The organism is Streptomyces gilvosporeus (genome assembly GCF_002082195.1).
In the GTDB taxonomy this organism is placed as follows: Bacteria; Actinomycetota; Actinomycetes; order Streptomycetales; family Streptomycetaceae; genus Streptomyces; species Streptomyces gilvosporeus.
The window spans coordinates 4,372,575-4,388,904 of the sequence record NZ_CP020569.1; the positions used below are offsets into that span (position 1 = coordinate 4,372,575).

The window sequence follows — 16,330 nt, forward strand, 5'->3', positions numbered from 1 at the left end:
AGCCCCCTGAGCTGGACTCGATCAGGGTGTGGCCCGTTGGTGCCGGGAGGGATCAGGCAGACACCTGGCCTTCTTGGCGGTATCGGCCAGATAGCCGTCCACCACGGCCGACATGCGGGCGTCGTAGTCCTCTGGGGGCACCCAGCGGGCGAGGATGTCAGCGACCCAATCCGGGGGCGGGGCAGGCTGAGCGCCTGTCATAGGCACTCGCCCCGCTCCCGGAGCACCTCACGAGTGATCTCACGGTTATGAGCAAGGTCATCGGCAACGCCAACGGCGATGAGGGCAGCACCAGGCGTGTGGCCAGAGCCGACGTACCGCCATGAGGCGTCCGCCACCGCGCCGGGTACGTCGTTATGCCCCTCGTGTGCAGCCCGTTCCGTCCGCAGCGCGGCGTACGTCGTCGAGTACACGCGCGATTTTGTGAGGATGTGGCCCCGGAACCCGAGGGTGTGTGCCCAGGACCGCAGCCGCAGCGGCTCGAACTCGGCCAGTCCGCCGAGCCTCCAGCAGGTGCGCATCAAGGTCCGGACATGCGGCGGGGCGGGCACCACGTCGATGTCGTCCCAGGCCAGGAGACGTCGATCGGCGCCGGCCGCTATCTCGCTCGCTCCTTTGGTTACGTACTTCGCGACGTACGCAGCCACAGCGTCATCGGTCAGGCCGCCGTCCTCGGGGCGAGCGCGGAGCGACCTAACGTCGATCTGTCGACCCCAGCGCACCGCGTATTCGCCGACGGCCGGACTGTAGGGCGTCCGCACGACGACCGAGCGGGCAGCAGCTTGCACAGCGGCGGTGAGCTGAGCGGCTGCACCCCAGGCCGGTGGCGGATCTGCCGGACCGGCCGGACCGTCGAGGCGGACGATGGCGTGGACGTGAACCGCCGCGCGCTTCTGATACTCGGCGACCTTGGCGAAGGACAGTCGGGCGTGATCGCTGAACTGGCTCTGCGGCAGTCCGGCCACCGCGGCGAGGCGTCGACGGACGGCACGAGTGAAGCGGTCCCAGAGCTCTCCGGCGTGCGCGTGCCAGAGGACATGCGCCACGTAGTCGTAGCAGTCAGCGCAGAGCGGTTGGCCGACCAGGGGGTCAGAGTGGTCGTGGACGGTGGCGCAGCCGGTCGGGCGTTCGTGATCGCAGTGGGCCGCACGGCGTCGCGGTCGGCAGCGTTCCCCGGCGGTGGATGCGCGGTGGACCGGGCCGAAGGACGGAGCGGTCAGCGTGACGAAGAGTCGGGGGTGTCCGCGGACGTCGTTCGGGACGTTCTTGCCGCCGATCAGTCCGGCACGGACGAGGTGGAACGTGTCTCCTGCATGGAGACGGGAGCAGGGGGCGCATACAATCGCGCGACGGTTGCGGCACCGGATGAGGAGCCGTTCGCCGGGTTCGTCTCGTGTGTCGTACTGGTGCAGGATCTCGCCGGTTGCAACGTCGCGCACGGTCGTCGAGCCGGCCAGGTGGACAGGGTTGGCGCACCCGCCAGTGGCGGTGATCTGCTCAAACCAGCGGGAGAACTGCGGGTCTTGCGCGAGGCGGATGGCGTCTCGGTCGATTTCGGAGAGCTGACGCAGGCGCGCCGCACGGTCGAGGACGGCGCGCCTGTCAGCCGAGGTGAGCTCGGCGGGGATGGTGGTGACCTCCCGGGGTGGGCCGCCGAAGCGGCACGGTGGCTAGGTGGTGGGGTGGTGTCGTCCATGGCGTTCGCTCCTTGTGTGGTCAGGCGCTGAGTCGAAGTCAGCGGATGGTTCCTGCGCCCCGGCAGATCCGGCACCGGTGCCGGCGGCCGGTCCAGGTCGTGCGGGCCCCTTCGCCCTTGCAGTGAGGGCAGCGCACACGGCGCATGGGCATGGTGTGCCTCCCGTCCTACGTGTGTTGGAAGCCCGAGAAGACCCAGGTCACGAGGCCGTTGATGGTGAAGATGAGCGGCGTCTGGCCGAGGTAGACGCCGAAGAGCCCGATGAGTACGGCTTCCCAGAACTTCACGTCGCGGGAGCGCACCAGAAGGACGGTGATGATTCCGAAGGCCACCGCGAACGGGAGAGCTGCTACGTCGCTCATGCGTTTCCCTCCGCATCCAGGGATTCCAGGGCACGTGAGAGGCCCGGCAGTTCGGGGGTGAGGTCGGCGTACTTCGCCGCGGTTTCCTTGGCCTCGTAAGGCTGCGTGAGGTGCGAGCGGGCCCGGCCCCAGCCGCCGTCAGTGCCGGTGCAGACGGCCACGCCTTTTTCTTCGGCGGTGATCGACTGGGCCACGGCCACGGCGTCCTTGTTGAGGTCGCCGAGGGTCATCTCTGCCGTACCGGGATCATTCACCCGGTGGCAGATCCGGCCGCCGAGCTGTGCCCGCAAGGCGGTGACACCGGAGCCGAGTTCGGAGCCGACCCGCTGCCCGGCAACCACCAGGTGGAGACCGAGTGCCCCGCCGAGCTGCGCCAGCCGCAGGAGGTACGTGGAGCACTGCTCCGTCTCCGCCCGGTCGTCCCGGGTGCCGTTGGACAGGTACAGCTCGGCCAGTTCGTCGACGATGACGACGACCGGAACCGGCCTCGTCTTCTCAGGCAGCTCCCAGATCGAGCGCGCGGCCGCTGCCCGGCAGATGCGCATCCGGTCCTGCATCTCCACGACGAGCGCGGCCAGTATTGCGGCAGCCTCGCGGCGGCAGGTGGCAAGCGCGGTCAGCCGGCTGCCGAACAAGCCCAGCTCCATGCCGCCCTTGCAGTCGATACCGACGAGCGCGACCGACTGCGCTGCCAACTGCGAGATGAGCCGCGCCAGGAGCGTGGACTTGCCGGACCGAGTTGCGCCGGTGATCAGCCAGTGCGGCTCCTTCCTCAGGTTCACCACCCATGCCCCGCCGCTCTCCAACGCCCCGAGCAGGGCCGAGAGCAAGGCAGGCGGAGCGGACGCAACGCCGGGCCGCTCCAGCGGATCACTGGCGGTGGCGACCAGTCGGACGATGCCGCGCTCCGGCGAGGAGACACGTACCGCGTGCATCCGCCAGGTGTGCGCCAGGGCCTCAGCCGCAGCGATGAACGGCGCCGGAGTCTGCCCCGCGTGAAGCCGTACGACTACGAGCAACCCCGTACGCGTTGCCTTGGGGAAGGAGATCCGCGGAGTAATCGGCCGCAAAGCCTCACCCTTGATGACCAGGTCCCCGACGAGCCCACGCACCGGTCGGCGGGAGACGCTCAGGTCGTTGAGCAGTGCGACCCTCCGCCAGGTCCCCAGCACCCGGACAACGGCCACCGGGTAGCCGGTGAGGTACCAGAACCAGACCGGGTGACGCTCCCGCACGTAGCTGCCTGCAACGAGAACCCAGGCCAGCGCTGCCAGCAGGAAGGCGAGCATGATCGGCCCCATCACGCATCACCCGCCTTGCGCTGAGCCGCGGCGGCCGGAGCCGTCGGAACGGGCGTGATGGCGGCGGCACGGAAGCTGATCCCGTGCCGGTCGCCCATGGCCCACGCGAAGGCTTCAAGGCCGGTGACCCTGACTTCTTGCCCCTCGTCGACGCCTTTCGGCTCTCCCGTGACGGAGATCTCGATCACCGAGACCCGCCGGCCTTCCTGCCGGACCGTGACGCCGACCGTGTAGATCGTGTTGCCGTCCCGGTCCTTCTTCACCTCCTTGCTCTCGAAGTCCGCGATTTTCGGTTCCGGCGCGACGGCGCAACGGAGCACGCCGAGCCGGGTGGTGTCCACAGGGATGGACTGCATGTTCTTTGGTCTCCTTGGCCACTAGGACGCCAACATATGCTGACGTCACTTGTCCTGACGAGTTACGACTATGCGCCTCTGTACGGTCCAGGTGCAAGTACTTATGCTGACGAGTGATGTGCGTCGACTGACGTCACGCACACACCCCCCGCTATCCGACCGAGACGAAGGCCCCGCAATGGCAGAGATTCAGCGCCCGGGAGCGCTCTATCAGCAGGTCGCCGCCGCCATCCGCGAAGCGATCTTGTCCGGAGAGTTCCAGCCTGGAGCCCCGCTCCCCTCGGAATCCCAGCTCATCGAGCGCTACAAGGTCTCCCGCCCCACCGTGCGCAACGCGGTTGCAGCACTCCGGGCCGAGGGACTGATCGAGGTCAAGCACGGCAAGGGCAGTTTCGTCCGTTCCTCTGGTCTGCCGGTGCTCACCATCGAGCGCCGAGTCGGCCGCAGCGGAGCCGACCAGTTCACCACCGCCCACGGTGAGACCTGGAAGGTCGTCGACGGACCGAGCGTCTACCGCACGCAGACCAGCGCGGTCACTGGGCCGCCCCTCCAACTGGGAGAGATGGAGGAGCTGTTCGGTTGTGATCGCGTCCTCATCGACCAGGCAACCGGGGCCCGAGCCTTGCACCGCATCTTGATCCCGTTCGCCACCGCCGAACAGGTGCCGGGTCTCGCCGAGGGCCCCGACGCCGAGCCGGAGGCGATCTACGCGATGCTCACGAAGGCCGGGCACACGCTGTGGTGGCACGAGACCGTACGTGCCCGCATGCCCCTCCCCGATGAGCGGTCCGCCTTGCACATCCCCGACGCCACCCCGGTGCTGCACACCACCCGCACCGCTCACGGCCTCGACGACCAGGCCCTCATCCTCGAAGAGCTGCGCATCGGTGCCGACCACGCCCAACTCGGCTATCGGATCACCGCCGAAGAGGCCACCCCCGCGCGCACCGCCACGGCCTGACGGCTGAGGTTCGGTCGAAACCTTCTTTACTTCCTCAAGGGCGCGCCCCTGGCGCGCCGGCGGCCGGGGCGCCCCGGCGGGCTGCGGCCTGTCGGCCGGTCCCGCCGGACGCCCCGCCGCCGACACCGGCGCTGCCCTGGGCATCCGAAGGCGACCGCTTCGCCGCGGATCCAGCGGAAGCGCCGAGCGGCTCACATGACGGGTGCTCCGCCGAGTGCTGCTCTCACCGTTGCGCGCGTCAAGGAGGCTGGCTACGAGGGGAGAGGTGGGGGGCGTGGGCCCGGAGGACGGACTGCGGCGGCCGTGGGAGCCGGGCGCCGTACTCACGCCGCCATGGATGCAGGCGCGTGAGGAGACCGCACGCCCCGGCAGTGGCTGAGGGGGAGCGGGCAGCTGCCGCGATGTGGCTGAGCCCGTCGTGGGCGCTCCGCTCAGCGCGGCAGTGTCGTGGTGACGCGTTCGACTGCGGGTTGTGGGTAGTGAAGTGCGGAGCGGCGAGGGCGACTTCATCAGACACCCCGCCGTCCAGAGCCCGTGACCTGCCTCAGCAGGTCGGCCAGCTGATCGGCGGCCGGCAGGGCTGCCGCGAGTCGCACGACGCCCCGACCGTCGGCGTCGACGTTGGCCACCGCCCGGACCGTCAATGGATCCAGGCCCGCAGCCCGCAACGCGCCATTCAGCCGGTCCGCCGACTCCTTGGCCTTCCGCCAGCCGGACATGTAGTCGGCATCAGCGCTCCACAGCCAGGCGTCGGGTCCCACGTCGTTCAGGTCGCCCATCAGCCCGTCCCCGTCGTCGCGCATCATTGCGCCGCCTCCGTCCCGTCCGGTAACGCTTCATCAACTTCTTTGGCCGGGGCGGAATGGCAACACAGCAGCCCCGATACCATCAGGCACCGGGGGCCGCTGTGTCCCCTGCCGGGCCACCCTTCGCTTTCCACGGCTGACGGGGTGGCCCGGTCTCGGTCTTCGGTTGTTGTGCGCGAGGGTCAGCACCAGCCCCAGCAGGGCTGCACGCTCCCGTCAGCGGCTCTCCGTCGCTCGACGCTGCCGCACCGCCCGGTACAAGGCGTTGGGCGTGATCCCGAACTTCTCCGCGATCTCGTAATGGAACATGCCGTCAGAGCGCAGCCGTTCGTACTCCGCCGCCGCCCTGCGCGATGCCGACTCGGGACGCGTCACCACTCGTAGCGGAACCTGATGACGCCGCAGCAGGGGGTAGAGCGTCGTCGTGGAGATCTCGAACCTCTCCAGCAGCCGCTTCACAGGCAGCCCTCCTTTGTACAGCGCGATGATCTCCACCTCCCGCTGCTCTCGCTCGCAAGCAGTCACCAACGAGACTCCCCTGCAAGCGAGGCCCGGAAGAAGGTCGTCACCACGCACCGGAACCCGGTGTGTCCCGTACGGCCCGCATGCCGCAGGCACCACACGTCCGGCCCCTCGGATTCATCCGCCGCCCCCGACTCGTCACCGCAGGTCATGCACTCCTGCGCGTAGATCGGTCCGCTCCCCGAGGTGTCGACGCTCAGGGTCCAGTCCGCGAACCGCCAAACCGACTTCGCCGCCGTCACCGGAGCTCCCGATCACCACGCCAGACCGCCAGCTCATCCGTGACGTTCACACGCAGCGGCCGCCCCGACTTGAAGACCAGCGTCAGGTCCGGCTTGCTCGCACCTCGCTGATCGGAACGCACCGCTTTTACCTCTCGCATCTCGCCGCGCACATTCACCACGTCGCCGCTGCGTACGCGCGCTGCCGAAACCCGTGCCATTCCACCCATCACCCTTCATCGAGTGCCCTTCCAGAGCGGCACTGCTCTTTGGTCTGTGGATTTGGACGCGGCCCCGCGGCCCTCAAGGGAGCCGGAGCCGTGGAGCCGCGCCCGGCCAGACACGGTGATCGCTCCGCGTCCGGCAATGGCCCGCCGCGGCCTCCCGATCGCAGAAGGGAGTGTCGCCGCCAGCGGCAGACCACGTTTCTCTACGTCCGGCCGCCAAGGTCGCGATCTACGAGGTCGAAGCGGCAGAACACTGTCTTTCCGGCGACCTCTTCGAGCGACCACCACAAGCCGTCCGCCAGCCGTTGGACGATCAGCAGGCCCCTGCCGGAGTCCGTCAGTACCGCCTCGGGCAGATCGCCCACCAGCTCAGGGGAGAAGTTCTCCGCGAGCGGGAACGTCGGCGGGGAGGAATCCTCGTCAGCCACCCCGAGGAACAGCCACTTGGGCCACCTCCTGAGAGTGACGTCGATACGACGAGGAGCACCCGGCACGGCCACGCAGTCGTCGGGAATCGCGTGATGGACCACGTTGCCCACGAGCTCCGACACACAGAGCTCTGCATCGTCGACGAGAGCGCACAGACCCCAGTCGTGGAGAGCTGCGCAGACCATTTTCCGTGCCACCTGCACCGTGTCCGGCGATTCCGCGAACAGCGTCAGTGCCCGGAACTGCTCCAACTGCATTGCGCCGCATGCAAGATCAATGACCCGAGAGGTCGAGACCGAGCGATCCATCCTCCGAGCGCTCATTGCATTCCCTCCGGTTGCCGGCGGGCCGACCCCGCTGCCGTTGAAAACAGTCAAGGGCAGGGCATGCAGGAGCGGGAGCGTTCACCAGGGGGTTCACGTGAACACCGCTCGGTACAAAGGGGGTTCACAGATGAACCCCCCGATGTCAGTGGCCTGTGCCACGATGAACATTCGCCGTCATTCTCGGGTTGGCAGGGGAGCATGAACCGAGAGCCGAACGCGCAGCTGATCGCACTCATGGACGAAGCGAAGGTCTCGAACAAGGGCCTCGCGAAACGCATGAAGGACGCCGCCGAGCAACGCGGCGTCAACCTCGGTACGACACATGTCTCCATACAGCGGTGGCGGGACGGCGCCGGTATCCAGCCGCGCACGGCCGCGATCATGGCGGACGTACTCAGCGCCAAGCTCAACCGCCGGATCACGCCCGGCGACCTCGGGTTCTTCGATCAGTCGGAGCCCGCAGCTCCGCAGCCGGTCGGCTACCCGCACACCGTGCCCGACGTCCTGTCGATGCTGGACGGACTTGCCGAGGAACGGGCCGAGACACCGTCGAGCAGCCCACTGATCATTCCCGAAGCCGACCTCAGCTCCGCAGTCCTCTCATGGATCGTGGCACGCCCCGACGGTCTCCAGACCGACCGGCCCGCCTCCCAACGCGTCGGCATGCGCGACGTCAAGGCGATCAGGGCAGCCGCCGACATGTTCATGCAGCTCGACTTCAAATTCGGCGGCGGCCACGGCCACAAGGCCCTACGCCACTACTTCCGCCACGAGGTCCTACCCCTGCTGGGCGCCAGCTACAGCGAACGCGTCGGCACCGCAATGTTCGGCGCCGCTTCCGAGATCTCACAGTTGCTTGGATGGACCGCGTACGACTCCGGGAACCACCGCCTCGCGCACCGATACCTGACCTCGACACTGCGCCTGTCCCAGGTCATCGACGACCGCATGTTCGGCGCCCGCATTCTCGGAAACCTCAGCCACCAGGCGAACTATCTCGGCAACCACGCCCAGGCGATTCAACTCGCCCGCGCCGCAGTCGAGGGCGCCAAGGGACGAGCCTCCCCACGCGCGATGGCGAACTACTCCGCGATGGAGGCACGCGCCTACGCGAACGCCGGCGACCCCAACAGCGCCGGCCAAGCCATGAACGATGCAGAGCGCCACTTCGAGCGTGCCGACACAGGCGAAGACCCGGAATGGCTCGGCTACTTCGACTCAGCAGAACTCATGGGCGAACTCTGCCACTGCTTCCGTGACCTCAAGATGCGCCGCGAGTCGATCGAGGCCGCACAGCGGGCGGTCGACGAGACCGACCCGAAGTACGCCCGCACCTTGGGCTTCTGCCAGATGGTTCTCGCTCAGAGCCAGCTGATAAACGGCGAGCTGGAAGCCGCCGTGCAAACCGCAAGCCTCGCTGTCGACGGCGGGGACACGCTCCAGTCATCCCGCTTCCAGCGCTACGTAACCGACTTTCAAAAGGAGGTCAGCATCCACACAGCGAACCCCTCCGTGGCCGCTTTCAACGACCAGGTGCGCGACGCTCTTGCCCGCCTGGACGACGAGTAGTAGCTACCGGGGGCGCCAGTCCCGAGGACCGTCATCATTCCGAAGGCCGGCTATACGCCGCCGGTACTCGGCCGCGGTCACCTCGTCCTCCTGAACGTTCTGCATGAGCCACGTCGTCATACCGAACTCTTGCAGTCCGCGCATCGTCTCGTACCCGGGCCAGTCGTACAGATCCCTCCCGTACGCGCCCACGAAGTCGGCGTACTGCTCACTGGTCTGCCACCCAAGACTGTGGTGCTCCACGGCCGTGACCATTAGATCCCACTCCGGGTGATCGAAGCAGAAAGCCTCGAAATCGATCAGGATCACTTGCCCTTGATCGTCCACCATCAGGTTCTGCACGTGAGCGTCGCCGTGAACGGGCCCCTTGGGCGTCTCGAACCTCAGCTCGTTGTACTTGTCCCGCAGCTCCCACCACCGCTTCCGCAAGAAGACCTTGTCATCCTCCGGGATCACAGCGCGCTCCAGGCGCAAGTCCTGCTTGTCGAAGGGATCGAACGACGGCAGCTCAAGACCCTCCGGCACAGTCAGCGCGTGAAGGTCGCGCAGCATGCCGCCCAACTCCCCGTACGTAGCCTTCCGGTCGCCCTCAAGGATCAGATGCCAGAAGGTCACAGGGTGGCCGTCTATGAGAAACGGTTGCTCCAGGCCCTCAACGAGGCGAGCAGCGGGGAACCCTTCACCCGTCAGCCACCGAGAGACAGCTACCTCGGTACGAGCCTTGGGCAGCCACTCCTCCCCACGAGCCACGCGCACGATCACCGGCGCCGACGCCAGCCGAAACAGTCCGTTCTCCCCGAAGCGGATCAGCTCCGCCCCTCTTTCATCGAGCCCCGCAGCCTGGCACGCGGCAGCCATCACCCGGGCCGCCCCCGCCGACGTGAACCCCTCTTCCGCACTCTGAGCAGCGTCAACCGCCATGCCCGAACCAGCTCCCCTAAATGCGCGCGATCAACCGGCGCACGCTATGGCGACCAGACCATGTGCGCCGGACATGACCACGACCGTACCGAGGGAAGCCGACCCAGAACGAGGGGGCCGAGTGGATCAGGCCCGCAGTGGAGCGGGTATCGCAGTGCCAGGCAGCGTTACGCGGTGGACCCCTCGTCGTGCTGTGATCGCACACACGTGGTCAATTGAGAGCCGTGCCAGGGATGACGGCCACTTTCCTCGGCGGAGGCCTTTACGTCTCACACCGCTGGAGGGGTCCGGTACTGCCGCCTCTCCGCCCCCAGGCTGGCATTCGCGCCTCGGGGCACCCTCATGACCGATCCGGCACGGTACTGGCAAGCGGACGACCGCCGCGTGGCACTGAGCTCGGTCATATCCACCATTTTGGTGGTAGCCAGCGGCGTCGATCGATTAAACCTGACAGACCCGAAAAGACCTCGTGCGAGTGCACGATTACGCCAGACGGCCCAATGCAGTGGGCTTCAATTGCCGACGTCGACGATATTGCACTTACGACGTCAGAAGCTAATCGCGCCGTGGAGAGCATTATGGATACCTCGCACACTAGATTCGATAAAGCGGGCGTAGCACTTATGCACAATCTTCACGATTGGCGACTGCGAGCCGTTGAACGAGTTGAGTTGTCAAGTGCGCTTTGGTCGGAGCGGCATCGGGAAATTCATATAAATCCGATGCGAGAATTTATGCGAGACCAGAGCGGGTCGCCCTACCTAGAAATACGCCGCGCTGACGGAGGCCGGTCCGTGGTCGAGCTGCTTCTTCCGATAACAGAACTACCCAAAGTGCCTCTCCTCGACCTCAAGATCACCGTGGCAGGCCAGCGTGTCTATCGGGTTTCCAAGGATGTTAGCGCCAGGATTCAGGCGCGTTACGTGATTGAACTGGCCCAAAGGGCTAATCTCCTGAAAGAAGACTCTGAGGATTTTATTGACTTCCTAACCTTTCTATTCTTCTTCCCTTCTTACCCCTATGAAAGACATTTGAGAAATTACAATCGACTCTTCTATCCCGCCCAAGATGACGTGTACATAAAGCCGGCATTGCAATTTCCGTCGCGCGAATTTAATGCCGCCTACCGAGAATGGAGTACCCATGCCAGAAAAATCAGAAGACTGGCTAAAGAGTATTGCATTACAGATTACGCGAGCGGGGCCGAGAATCCCCTTGCAGCCCTCCCTTACCTCTTTCAAGAGCTGCGAGCACGGGAACCCGCAGTAGAGCTAACTGTGAAACAAGTTACAGATTTGATGGAGTACCTTCGCGGTCAATTGGAAGAAGCTGCCGACATGGTGAAAGAGACTCAAAAATCATCCAGCAATCCAGGCACCCAAAGTGCCACGAAAGAAAAGTCTGAATGTGCGCGCAGATTCCTCTCCGCGTATTTCGCCTATGGATACCGCTGGATGGCATTCGCCAGGTGCGTCGTTCCGCTCGATGAGCCATTCCTCATCGAAGTGGAAGAAAAGCGTGCAATCTATTTCTCGCCAGGGAGGAGGCTGAATCGAAAGTCGAATCTGTGGAAGAGGTTTCGCAAGGAAGCTTGGCAAATGGTTTCCGTCGCCGATGCGGAGACAAATCATGTCAGCATTCGGGTTACAGACACGGCCGTGCGCCTAATTGGTCGACCTAGGGTGCGCGACGAACTGTTCACGGACCTGAATGAACAGGTGGAGGAAGAAGAGGGAACGCATGAGCTATGCCTGCGACAGGACTCGAATAGAGAGCGCAGGGAGCGGATTTACATTGGCTGCCGACTGGGTCTCACCGGAATCCATTCATGGATGCTTCGCCTTACCATAGTCCTTACTCTACTCGGAATTATGATTATGGCATGGCGTGGCCCCGCCGGCTATCTAACCGGAAACGAGGCTACGGTAATTCTCATTCCGGTATCTTTCTCTGCAGCCTTCCTGCTGGCTAGAGAGGCGTCCACATTGAGCGCGAGGGTTAAAATAGTCCATCAGTGGATTCTATTGATTGAATTGTTTGCGCTTTTGGGGCTATCATTTATCTTGCTTATGCTTGGATGTCTAACTGGTAAATGTTGATGATGGCTATGCGGGCTCGCCCTGGGTCGACTTCCCGCATATGCCTGCTCTGCCATCGCGCCGAGGCAGCGTGGCTCCGCGCAGTCCACCGATCCCTTGGTGCCGTGTGGCCGCGTGCGCACGGGGAAAAGGATGGCGCTCCGCATTCCTGCATCGCGCAGTGCGAGATGAGCTACTGGGGATGAGTCCCGAACCTGAGTCATGAACGGGGTACCGCCGAAGCGAGCGCTGCGGCGAGGCTGGCTCTCCAACACCACCTTCACCACACCCGAATACTTCGTCCAGACCATTCGGTACGAGATGAGGAAGATCCAGTACAGCCCTCACCTCATCGACGGATGCCTCACCGGGACCGGCCTGTCCCTCACCTCGACGACTTCATAAGTTCAACCTCAGTAACTATTCAGGTCATTCCAGCCCCGTGAAACATCGACAAGCAATTCTGCTTGCGCCGACGCAGGGGTAGCCCGTCGCGCGAAATGTTCCGCGCGATCCAGACTTATGGTCAGCAATGTTCGCGTGACCTGAGCCAATGCCTCAGTCCTATGGAATTCACTACCAATAAGATCGGTCACGCGCTTGGCCCAGTCCGAGTCCGCAACCGCCAGTGCCTCTGAGATATGGGCAAGTGACCTGTCGTCAGCAATTGACCGAGCTATGTTTTCGGCTTCGCTGAACAGTGAAATGGCCTGAGAGGACTGACTCGGAGGAAGATTTCGTGCAACGTCAGCCAGAGCCTGAGACCTCAATGCATCGTCAGCAACTGACCGCGCGATGCGCTCGGCTTCGCTGAACAGTGACATGGCCTGAGGGAATCGACTCGGAGGAAGATTTCGTGCAACGTCAGCCAGAGCCCGAGACCTCAGTACATCGTCAGCAACTGAGCGCGCGATGCGCTCGGCCCACTCCGCGTCAATGGCGGTCAGGTCGCCGACGATATCGAGGGCTGCAAAACCCCGCATGATATCGGTTCCATCAACGAAGATATTGCCTGCGATGATTTTCTGAGATAGGCGCTCGGCTTCCTTAAACAAGAACGTAGACCGTGTGGGATCAGTGACAAATAGTTGTCGAGCTACCCGTGCCAAGGCTTTCACTTTTTGGGATTCGTCGGCAATCGACCAGGCGATTTTCTCGACCTGATAAAGCGCTGCTGATTCCCCTCGCGGGTCTACGTGCGCCAGCTCCATCAGTGCCCAAAATTTTATTTCCCCGTCGGGAAGGTCCTGCGTAATCCGCATCGCATCCTTTGGATCTACATTGACCCGCAACTTTGCCAGCCGTGCGAGTGCGTCGACTCGTTCATCCCGTTTGGGAATCGTGCCGGCGATGCGCTCCGCGCGCCTCGGCTCGGTGGCCGCTATAGAAACCGCCACATCGGCCAGCACTTTTTGGTCCCACCTGGCAGCGGTCCGCGCGATGAATTCAGCGCGATCGGGACTGGCTCTGGCAAGTGCTGGCGCAATATCTGCCAGTGTGCGCTCTTTGTCGTCCCGTTCTTCGATCGAACGCGCGATTCCCTCTGCTTCGTCAAACATATGGGCGGATCGTATGGGGTCATCTCCGATGAGCTCCCCCGCAATCGTCGCCAGTATTTTCGATCGAGCCCTCGGGTTTTCAATCGTCCGCGCTTGACGCTCCGCTTCGTAAAGAAGATTCATAGCGTGCTGCTTATGCTCGATCCTGCCGGAATTCTCCACCTCCCGTCCTTGGACAACGGCGAGCTCCGCGTAAGTACGTTCCAAAGCCGCGTCAGCGTGATCGCTGTCTTCCTTCAGAAGTACCAGTACAGACTGATGCTGCCGTAAGGCATTTTCCAACTCCGCGACCCTCCTTACGGCAGCGTCTCGCTCCTCCTCCAGTCCCTCAAGACGCGCGCGGCAGCTCGCTCCTTCTTCGGAATGCGCTCGCACTTCTCTTAATTCGTTCTCAAGGTTCACCCGAAGGCCCTTCTCTTCCTCCAACTCCGCTTCGAGCTCCTTCACCTTAAGAAGTAAGGCGTCTATCTGGTTCCTTAACTTCTGTTGAAACAGCTCCCCGACCCACACTCGGTGAACCAAGGGCTCTTTACATCTTTTCGCGTCAAAGAGGAGCTCAAGGGCCTGCGCGAACGTTCCGCTCGGGTTCTTGAGATCTGCGGGTTCTCCACACAGGACGTAGATATCTCTGAGAATCTCCCGATCAGGCACCCGCTCACCTGACAGATAGCGCGACAACGTACTCGCACTGACGCTCAGCTCTCGGGCCAGGTCCTCCTGCGAGAGGCCCAGACCTTCTTGCAGCCTCCGCAAGTGCTGGGCGAAGGCGCTCACTTCCACCGGTCCTTGCTTGACCGGACCTAGCCCTCGACCGCGACGCCGTTCCGGAAGCTGCCCCTCAGCCACGCCCCTGCACCCGCCCCTTCTTCTTTCCTTGGCAGCATCTTCCCGATCTGCAGCAAGGTGCTGTCTCCAATGGTGCAAGAAATGCAAGGGGGTTGGGATGGGTTTCGCACAGCCGCTGCTGCGGACCGTCTAGGAAGGGCAACGGACATGCCGAGCAGGAACCAGATAGCGCGGGGAGCAGTGGGCACGGGGGTCGGCTTCATAGTCGGCAGTGGCTTCAGCGCGCCCTGGTGGGTCATCGTGACAAGCACCGCGCTAGCAACGGCACTCGCGGCCGTCCAGACGTTGATCCCCCAGAACTCAGCGGATCGGTTGGCGTGGTGGAAAGCACGCTGGGAGCGCAAGGCTTGACCGATGCGAGCGTAGTGGTCTCAACGAGGGCAACGCGGCAGGGAGGGGGAAGTGTTCCCCAGCGAGGCCGTGCGGTGCCGCCTCCCGCCTTCTGATGAGGCTGCGCGTGGATGTGCCCCGATCTCCGTAAGGAGACCGGGGCACATCTGCGAGGCGGGATGAAGTTAGGCAGCAGCCGGCACGGAAGCCTTCTCCGCCGAGCCATCAGCAGCAGCCGCCTCCAGGCTGATGCTCTTCACGCCGTTGTACGCGTCGCGATCGAGGATTCCCTCACGCGCAGCCACCAGCAACGTGCATACTGATTGGCCAGCAACGTTCGTGGCCGTTCTCATCATGTCCAGGATCGGGTCGATGGCCATCAGCAGTCCGACGCCCTCCAGGGGCAGGCCCAGGGTGGAGAGGGTCAGCGTCAGCATGACTGTTGCGCCCGTCAGGCCCGCGGTGGCGGCGGAGCCGATGACCGAGACGAAGGCGATCAGGACGTAGTCGGCGATGCTGAGGTGGACGTCGAAGATCTGGGCGATGAAGATCGCGGCGATGGCCGGGTAGATCGAGGCGCAGCCGTCCATCTTGGTCGTCGAGCCGAACGGCACCGCGAAGGAGGCGTACTCGCGCGGCACGCCGAGGCGCTCGGTGACCTGCTGGGTGACCGGCATGGTGCCGACCGAGGAGCGGGAGACGAAGGCCAGCTGGATGGCGGGCCAGGCGCCGCGGAAGAACTGGAGCGGGTTGACCTTGGCGACGGTCGAGAGCAGCAGCGGGTAGACGCCGAAGAGGACGAGGGCGCAGCCGATGTAGACGTCGACGGTGAAGGTCGCGTACTTGCCGATCAGGTTCCAGCCGTAGGTGGCGATGGCGTTGCCGATGAGGCCGACGGTGCCGATCGGGGCGAGGCGGATGACCCACCACAGGGCCTTCTGGAGGAGTTCGAGGGCCGAGCGGCTGATCTTCAGTACGGGCTCGGCCTTTTCGCCGAGCTGGAGGGCGGCGATACCGGCGACGGCGGCCATGAAGACGATCTGGAGGACGTTCAGCTGGGTGAACGGCGTGATGACGTCGGTGGGGACGATGCCGGTCAGGAAGTCGATCCAGGAGCCGGCGTGGTCGGGGAGCTTGCCGTCCTTGGGGGTCAGGCCGGTGCCCGCGCCGGGGTGCGTGAGCAGGCCGATGGCCAGGCCGATCGCGACGGCGATCAGGGAGGTGGCCATGAACCACAGCAGGGTGCGGGTGGCGAGCCGGGCGGCGTTGTTGACCTGCCGCAGGTTGGTGATCGACACCAGGATCGCGAAGAAGACGAGGGGGGCGACGGCCAGCTTCAGCAGCTGGACGAAGAGGTCGCCGATGTGCTGGAGCGTCGAGGTGAGCCAGCCGAGGTCATTGCTCTTGGCGACCCAGCCGAGCAGCACGCCGACGGCGAGGCCGGCCAGGATCTGGACCCAGAACGGGACCTTGGGTATGCGGAACCCCTTCGGGGCAGCCTGGGCAGACGGGGATGAGGACAACGGAAACACTCCGGTGGAGAGGAAAGGCTTGGGGGGTGTGGCGTGCGTGAGGCGCCGGGAGGTCCGTACGAGTTGTCGGGATCTCCGGCCGCTGACGACGGGAAGGTCAGACGCGGCGACAGGCCGCGGACAGGCAGCGGCAAAGATCGACGTGCAGGCGCGCCACGAGCGGAATGCTCATGGGGAACGGGGGCGCGGCTGCTGTCTTCATGATGAACACGTTAACACTTGAACTTTGAGGAACCCAAAGAGAATCTTTGGGTTGGGTTGGCGCTGCGGCGGAGCCCCGAGACGGCC

17 protein-coding genes are annotated in these 16,330 nt (G+C 64.4%); 4 read left to right on the top strand and 13 right to left on the bottom strand.

Annotated elements, in window-relative coordinates; translation table 11 throughout:
- Positions 1 to 21: 21 nt before the first annotated feature.
- From B1H19_RS38735 to B1H19_RS19390, 5 genes are all read right to left on the bottom strand, one after another.
- Positions 22 to 201, bottom strand: coding sequence for a hypothetical protein (locus tag B1H19_RS38735; protein ID WP_159028089.1), 180 nt, complete (start codon positions 199 to 201; stop codon positions 22 to 24).
- Positions 198 to 1,628 carry a replication initiator gene (locus B1H19_RS19375; protein ID WP_335755964.1) on the bottom strand — a complete coding sequence of 477 codons (1,431 nt, stop codon included), beginning with the start codon at positions 1,626 to 1,628 and terminating at the stop codon, positions 198 to 200. The genes B1H19_RS38735 and B1H19_RS19375 overlap by 4 nt, the downstream gene beginning before the upstream one ends.
- Positions 1,629 to 1,863: 235 nt before the next feature.
- Positions 1,864 to 2,058: a hypothetical protein gene (locus tag B1H19_RS19380; protein ID WP_083105918.1), complete on the bottom strand. Its 195-nt coding sequence runs from the start codon at positions 2,056 to 2,058 to the stop codon at positions 1,864 to 1,866.
- The gene (locus B1H19_RS19385; RefSeq protein WP_083105919.1) at positions 2,055 to 3,359 is read right to left on the bottom strand and encodes an FtsK/SpoIIIE domain-containing protein; all 1,305 of its coding nucleotides are present in this window, start codon (positions 3,357 to 3,359) and stop codon (positions 2,055 to 2,057) included. Before B1H19_RS19385 ends, B1H19_RS19380 begins: the two co-directional genes overlap by 4 nt.
- On the bottom strand, positions 3,359 to 3,715 hold the full coding sequence (locus tag B1H19_RS19390; protein ID WP_083105920.1) for an SCO3933 family regulatory protein: 357 nt from the start codon (positions 3,713 to 3,715) through the stop codon (positions 3,359 to 3,361). The genes B1H19_RS19385 and B1H19_RS19390 overlap by 1 nt, the downstream gene beginning before the upstream one ends.
- A gap of 178 nt (positions 3,716 to 3,893) precedes the next feature.
- On the opposite strand from B1H19_RS19390, the gene B1H19_RS19395 reads away from it, so the two are divergent.
- The gene (locus B1H19_RS19395; protein ID WP_083105921.1) at positions 3,894 to 4,676 is read left to right on the top strand and encodes a GntR family transcriptional regulator; all 783 of its coding nucleotides are present in this window, start codon (positions 3,894 to 3,896) and stop codon (positions 4,674 to 4,676) included.
- Positions 4,677 to 5,185: 509 nt separating this feature from the next.
- Here B1H19_RS19395 and B1H19_RS19400 read toward each other — a convergent pair.
- From B1H19_RS19400 to B1H19_RS19415, 5 genes are all read right to left on the bottom strand, one after another.
- Entirely contained in the window at positions 5,186 to 5,482 is a 297-nt protein-coding gene (locus tag B1H19_RS19400) for a hypothetical protein (protein WP_083105922.1), read from the bottom strand.
- A gap of 216 nt (positions 5,483 to 5,698) precedes the next feature.
- Positions 5,699 to 6,007 (bottom strand): hypothetical protein, encoded by a 309-nt coding sequence (locus B1H19_RS19405; protein WP_083105923.1) that lies wholly within the window; start codon positions 6,005 to 6,007, stop codon positions 5,699 to 5,701.
- A complete protein-coding gene (locus tag B1H19_RS40980) occupies positions 6,004 to 6,246 on the bottom strand; it encodes a DUF7848 domain-containing protein (RefSeq protein ID WP_083105924.1) in 243 nt (80 codons plus the stop codon). The genes B1H19_RS19405 and B1H19_RS40980 overlap by 4 nt, the downstream gene beginning before the upstream one ends.
- Positions 6,243 to 6,446, bottom strand: coding sequence for a hypothetical protein (locus B1H19_RS38740; protein WP_159028091.1), 204 nt, complete (start codon positions 6,444 to 6,446; stop codon positions 6,243 to 6,245). The genes B1H19_RS40980 and B1H19_RS38740 overlap by 4 nt, the downstream gene beginning before the upstream one ends.
- Before the next feature lie 209 nt (positions 6,447 to 6,655).
- A complete protein-coding gene (locus tag B1H19_RS19415) occupies positions 6,656 to 7,138 on the bottom strand; it encodes an ATP-binding protein (RefSeq protein WP_237289407.1) in 483 nt (160 codons plus the stop codon).
- 267 nt (positions 7,139 to 7,405) lie between these two features.
- Between B1H19_RS19415 and B1H19_RS19420 the strand changes: the two genes are divergently transcribed.
- The gene (locus tag B1H19_RS19420) at positions 7,406 to 8,776 is read left to right on the top strand and encodes a tetratricopeptide repeat protein (RefSeq protein WP_083105926.1); all 1,371 of its coding nucleotides are present in this window, start codon (positions 7,406 to 7,408) and stop codon (positions 8,774 to 8,776) included.
- A 3-nt stretch (positions 8,777 to 8,779) separates the two neighbouring features.
- Here the strand turns inward: B1H19_RS19420 and B1H19_RS19425 are convergent, their stop codons facing one another.
- On the bottom strand, positions 8,780 to 9,697 hold the full coding sequence (locus tag B1H19_RS19425) for an aminoglycoside phosphotransferase family protein (protein WP_083105927.1): 918 nt from the start codon (positions 9,695 to 9,697) through the stop codon (positions 8,780 to 8,782).
- 794 nt (positions 9,698 to 10,491) lie between these two features.
- On the opposite strand from B1H19_RS19425, the gene B1H19_RS38745 reads away from it, so the two are divergent.
- Positions 10,492 to 11,796 carry a hypothetical protein gene (locus B1H19_RS38745; RefSeq protein WP_159028092.1) on the top strand — a complete coding sequence of 435 codons (1,305 nt, stop codon included), beginning with the start codon at positions 10,492 to 10,494 and terminating at the stop codon, positions 11,794 to 11,796.
- A gap of 201 nt (positions 11,797 to 11,997) precedes the next feature.
- Positions 11,998 to 12,180 (top strand): hypothetical protein, encoded by a 183-nt coding sequence (locus tag B1H19_RS19430; RefSeq protein WP_203237182.1) that lies wholly within the window; start codon positions 11,998 to 12,000, stop codon positions 12,178 to 12,180.
- Between the two features lie 8 nt (positions 12,181 to 12,188).
- Here B1H19_RS19430 and B1H19_RS19435 read toward each other — a convergent pair whose 3' ends face one another.
- Both B1H19_RS19435 and B1H19_RS19440 read right to left on the bottom strand, forming a co-directional pair.
- A complete protein-coding gene (locus B1H19_RS19435) occupies positions 12,189 to 14,108 on the bottom strand; it encodes a helix-turn-helix transcriptional regulator (RefSeq protein WP_159028093.1) in 1,920 nt (639 codons plus the stop codon).
- Positions 14,109 to 14,695: 587 nt separating this feature from the next.
- Positions 14,696 to 16,033: a dicarboxylate/amino acid:cation symporter gene (locus tag B1H19_RS19440; protein WP_083105929.1), complete on the bottom strand. Its 1,338-nt coding sequence runs from the start codon at positions 16,031 to 16,033 to the stop codon at positions 14,696 to 14,698.
- Positions 16,034 to 16,330 lie beyond the last annotated feature (297 nt).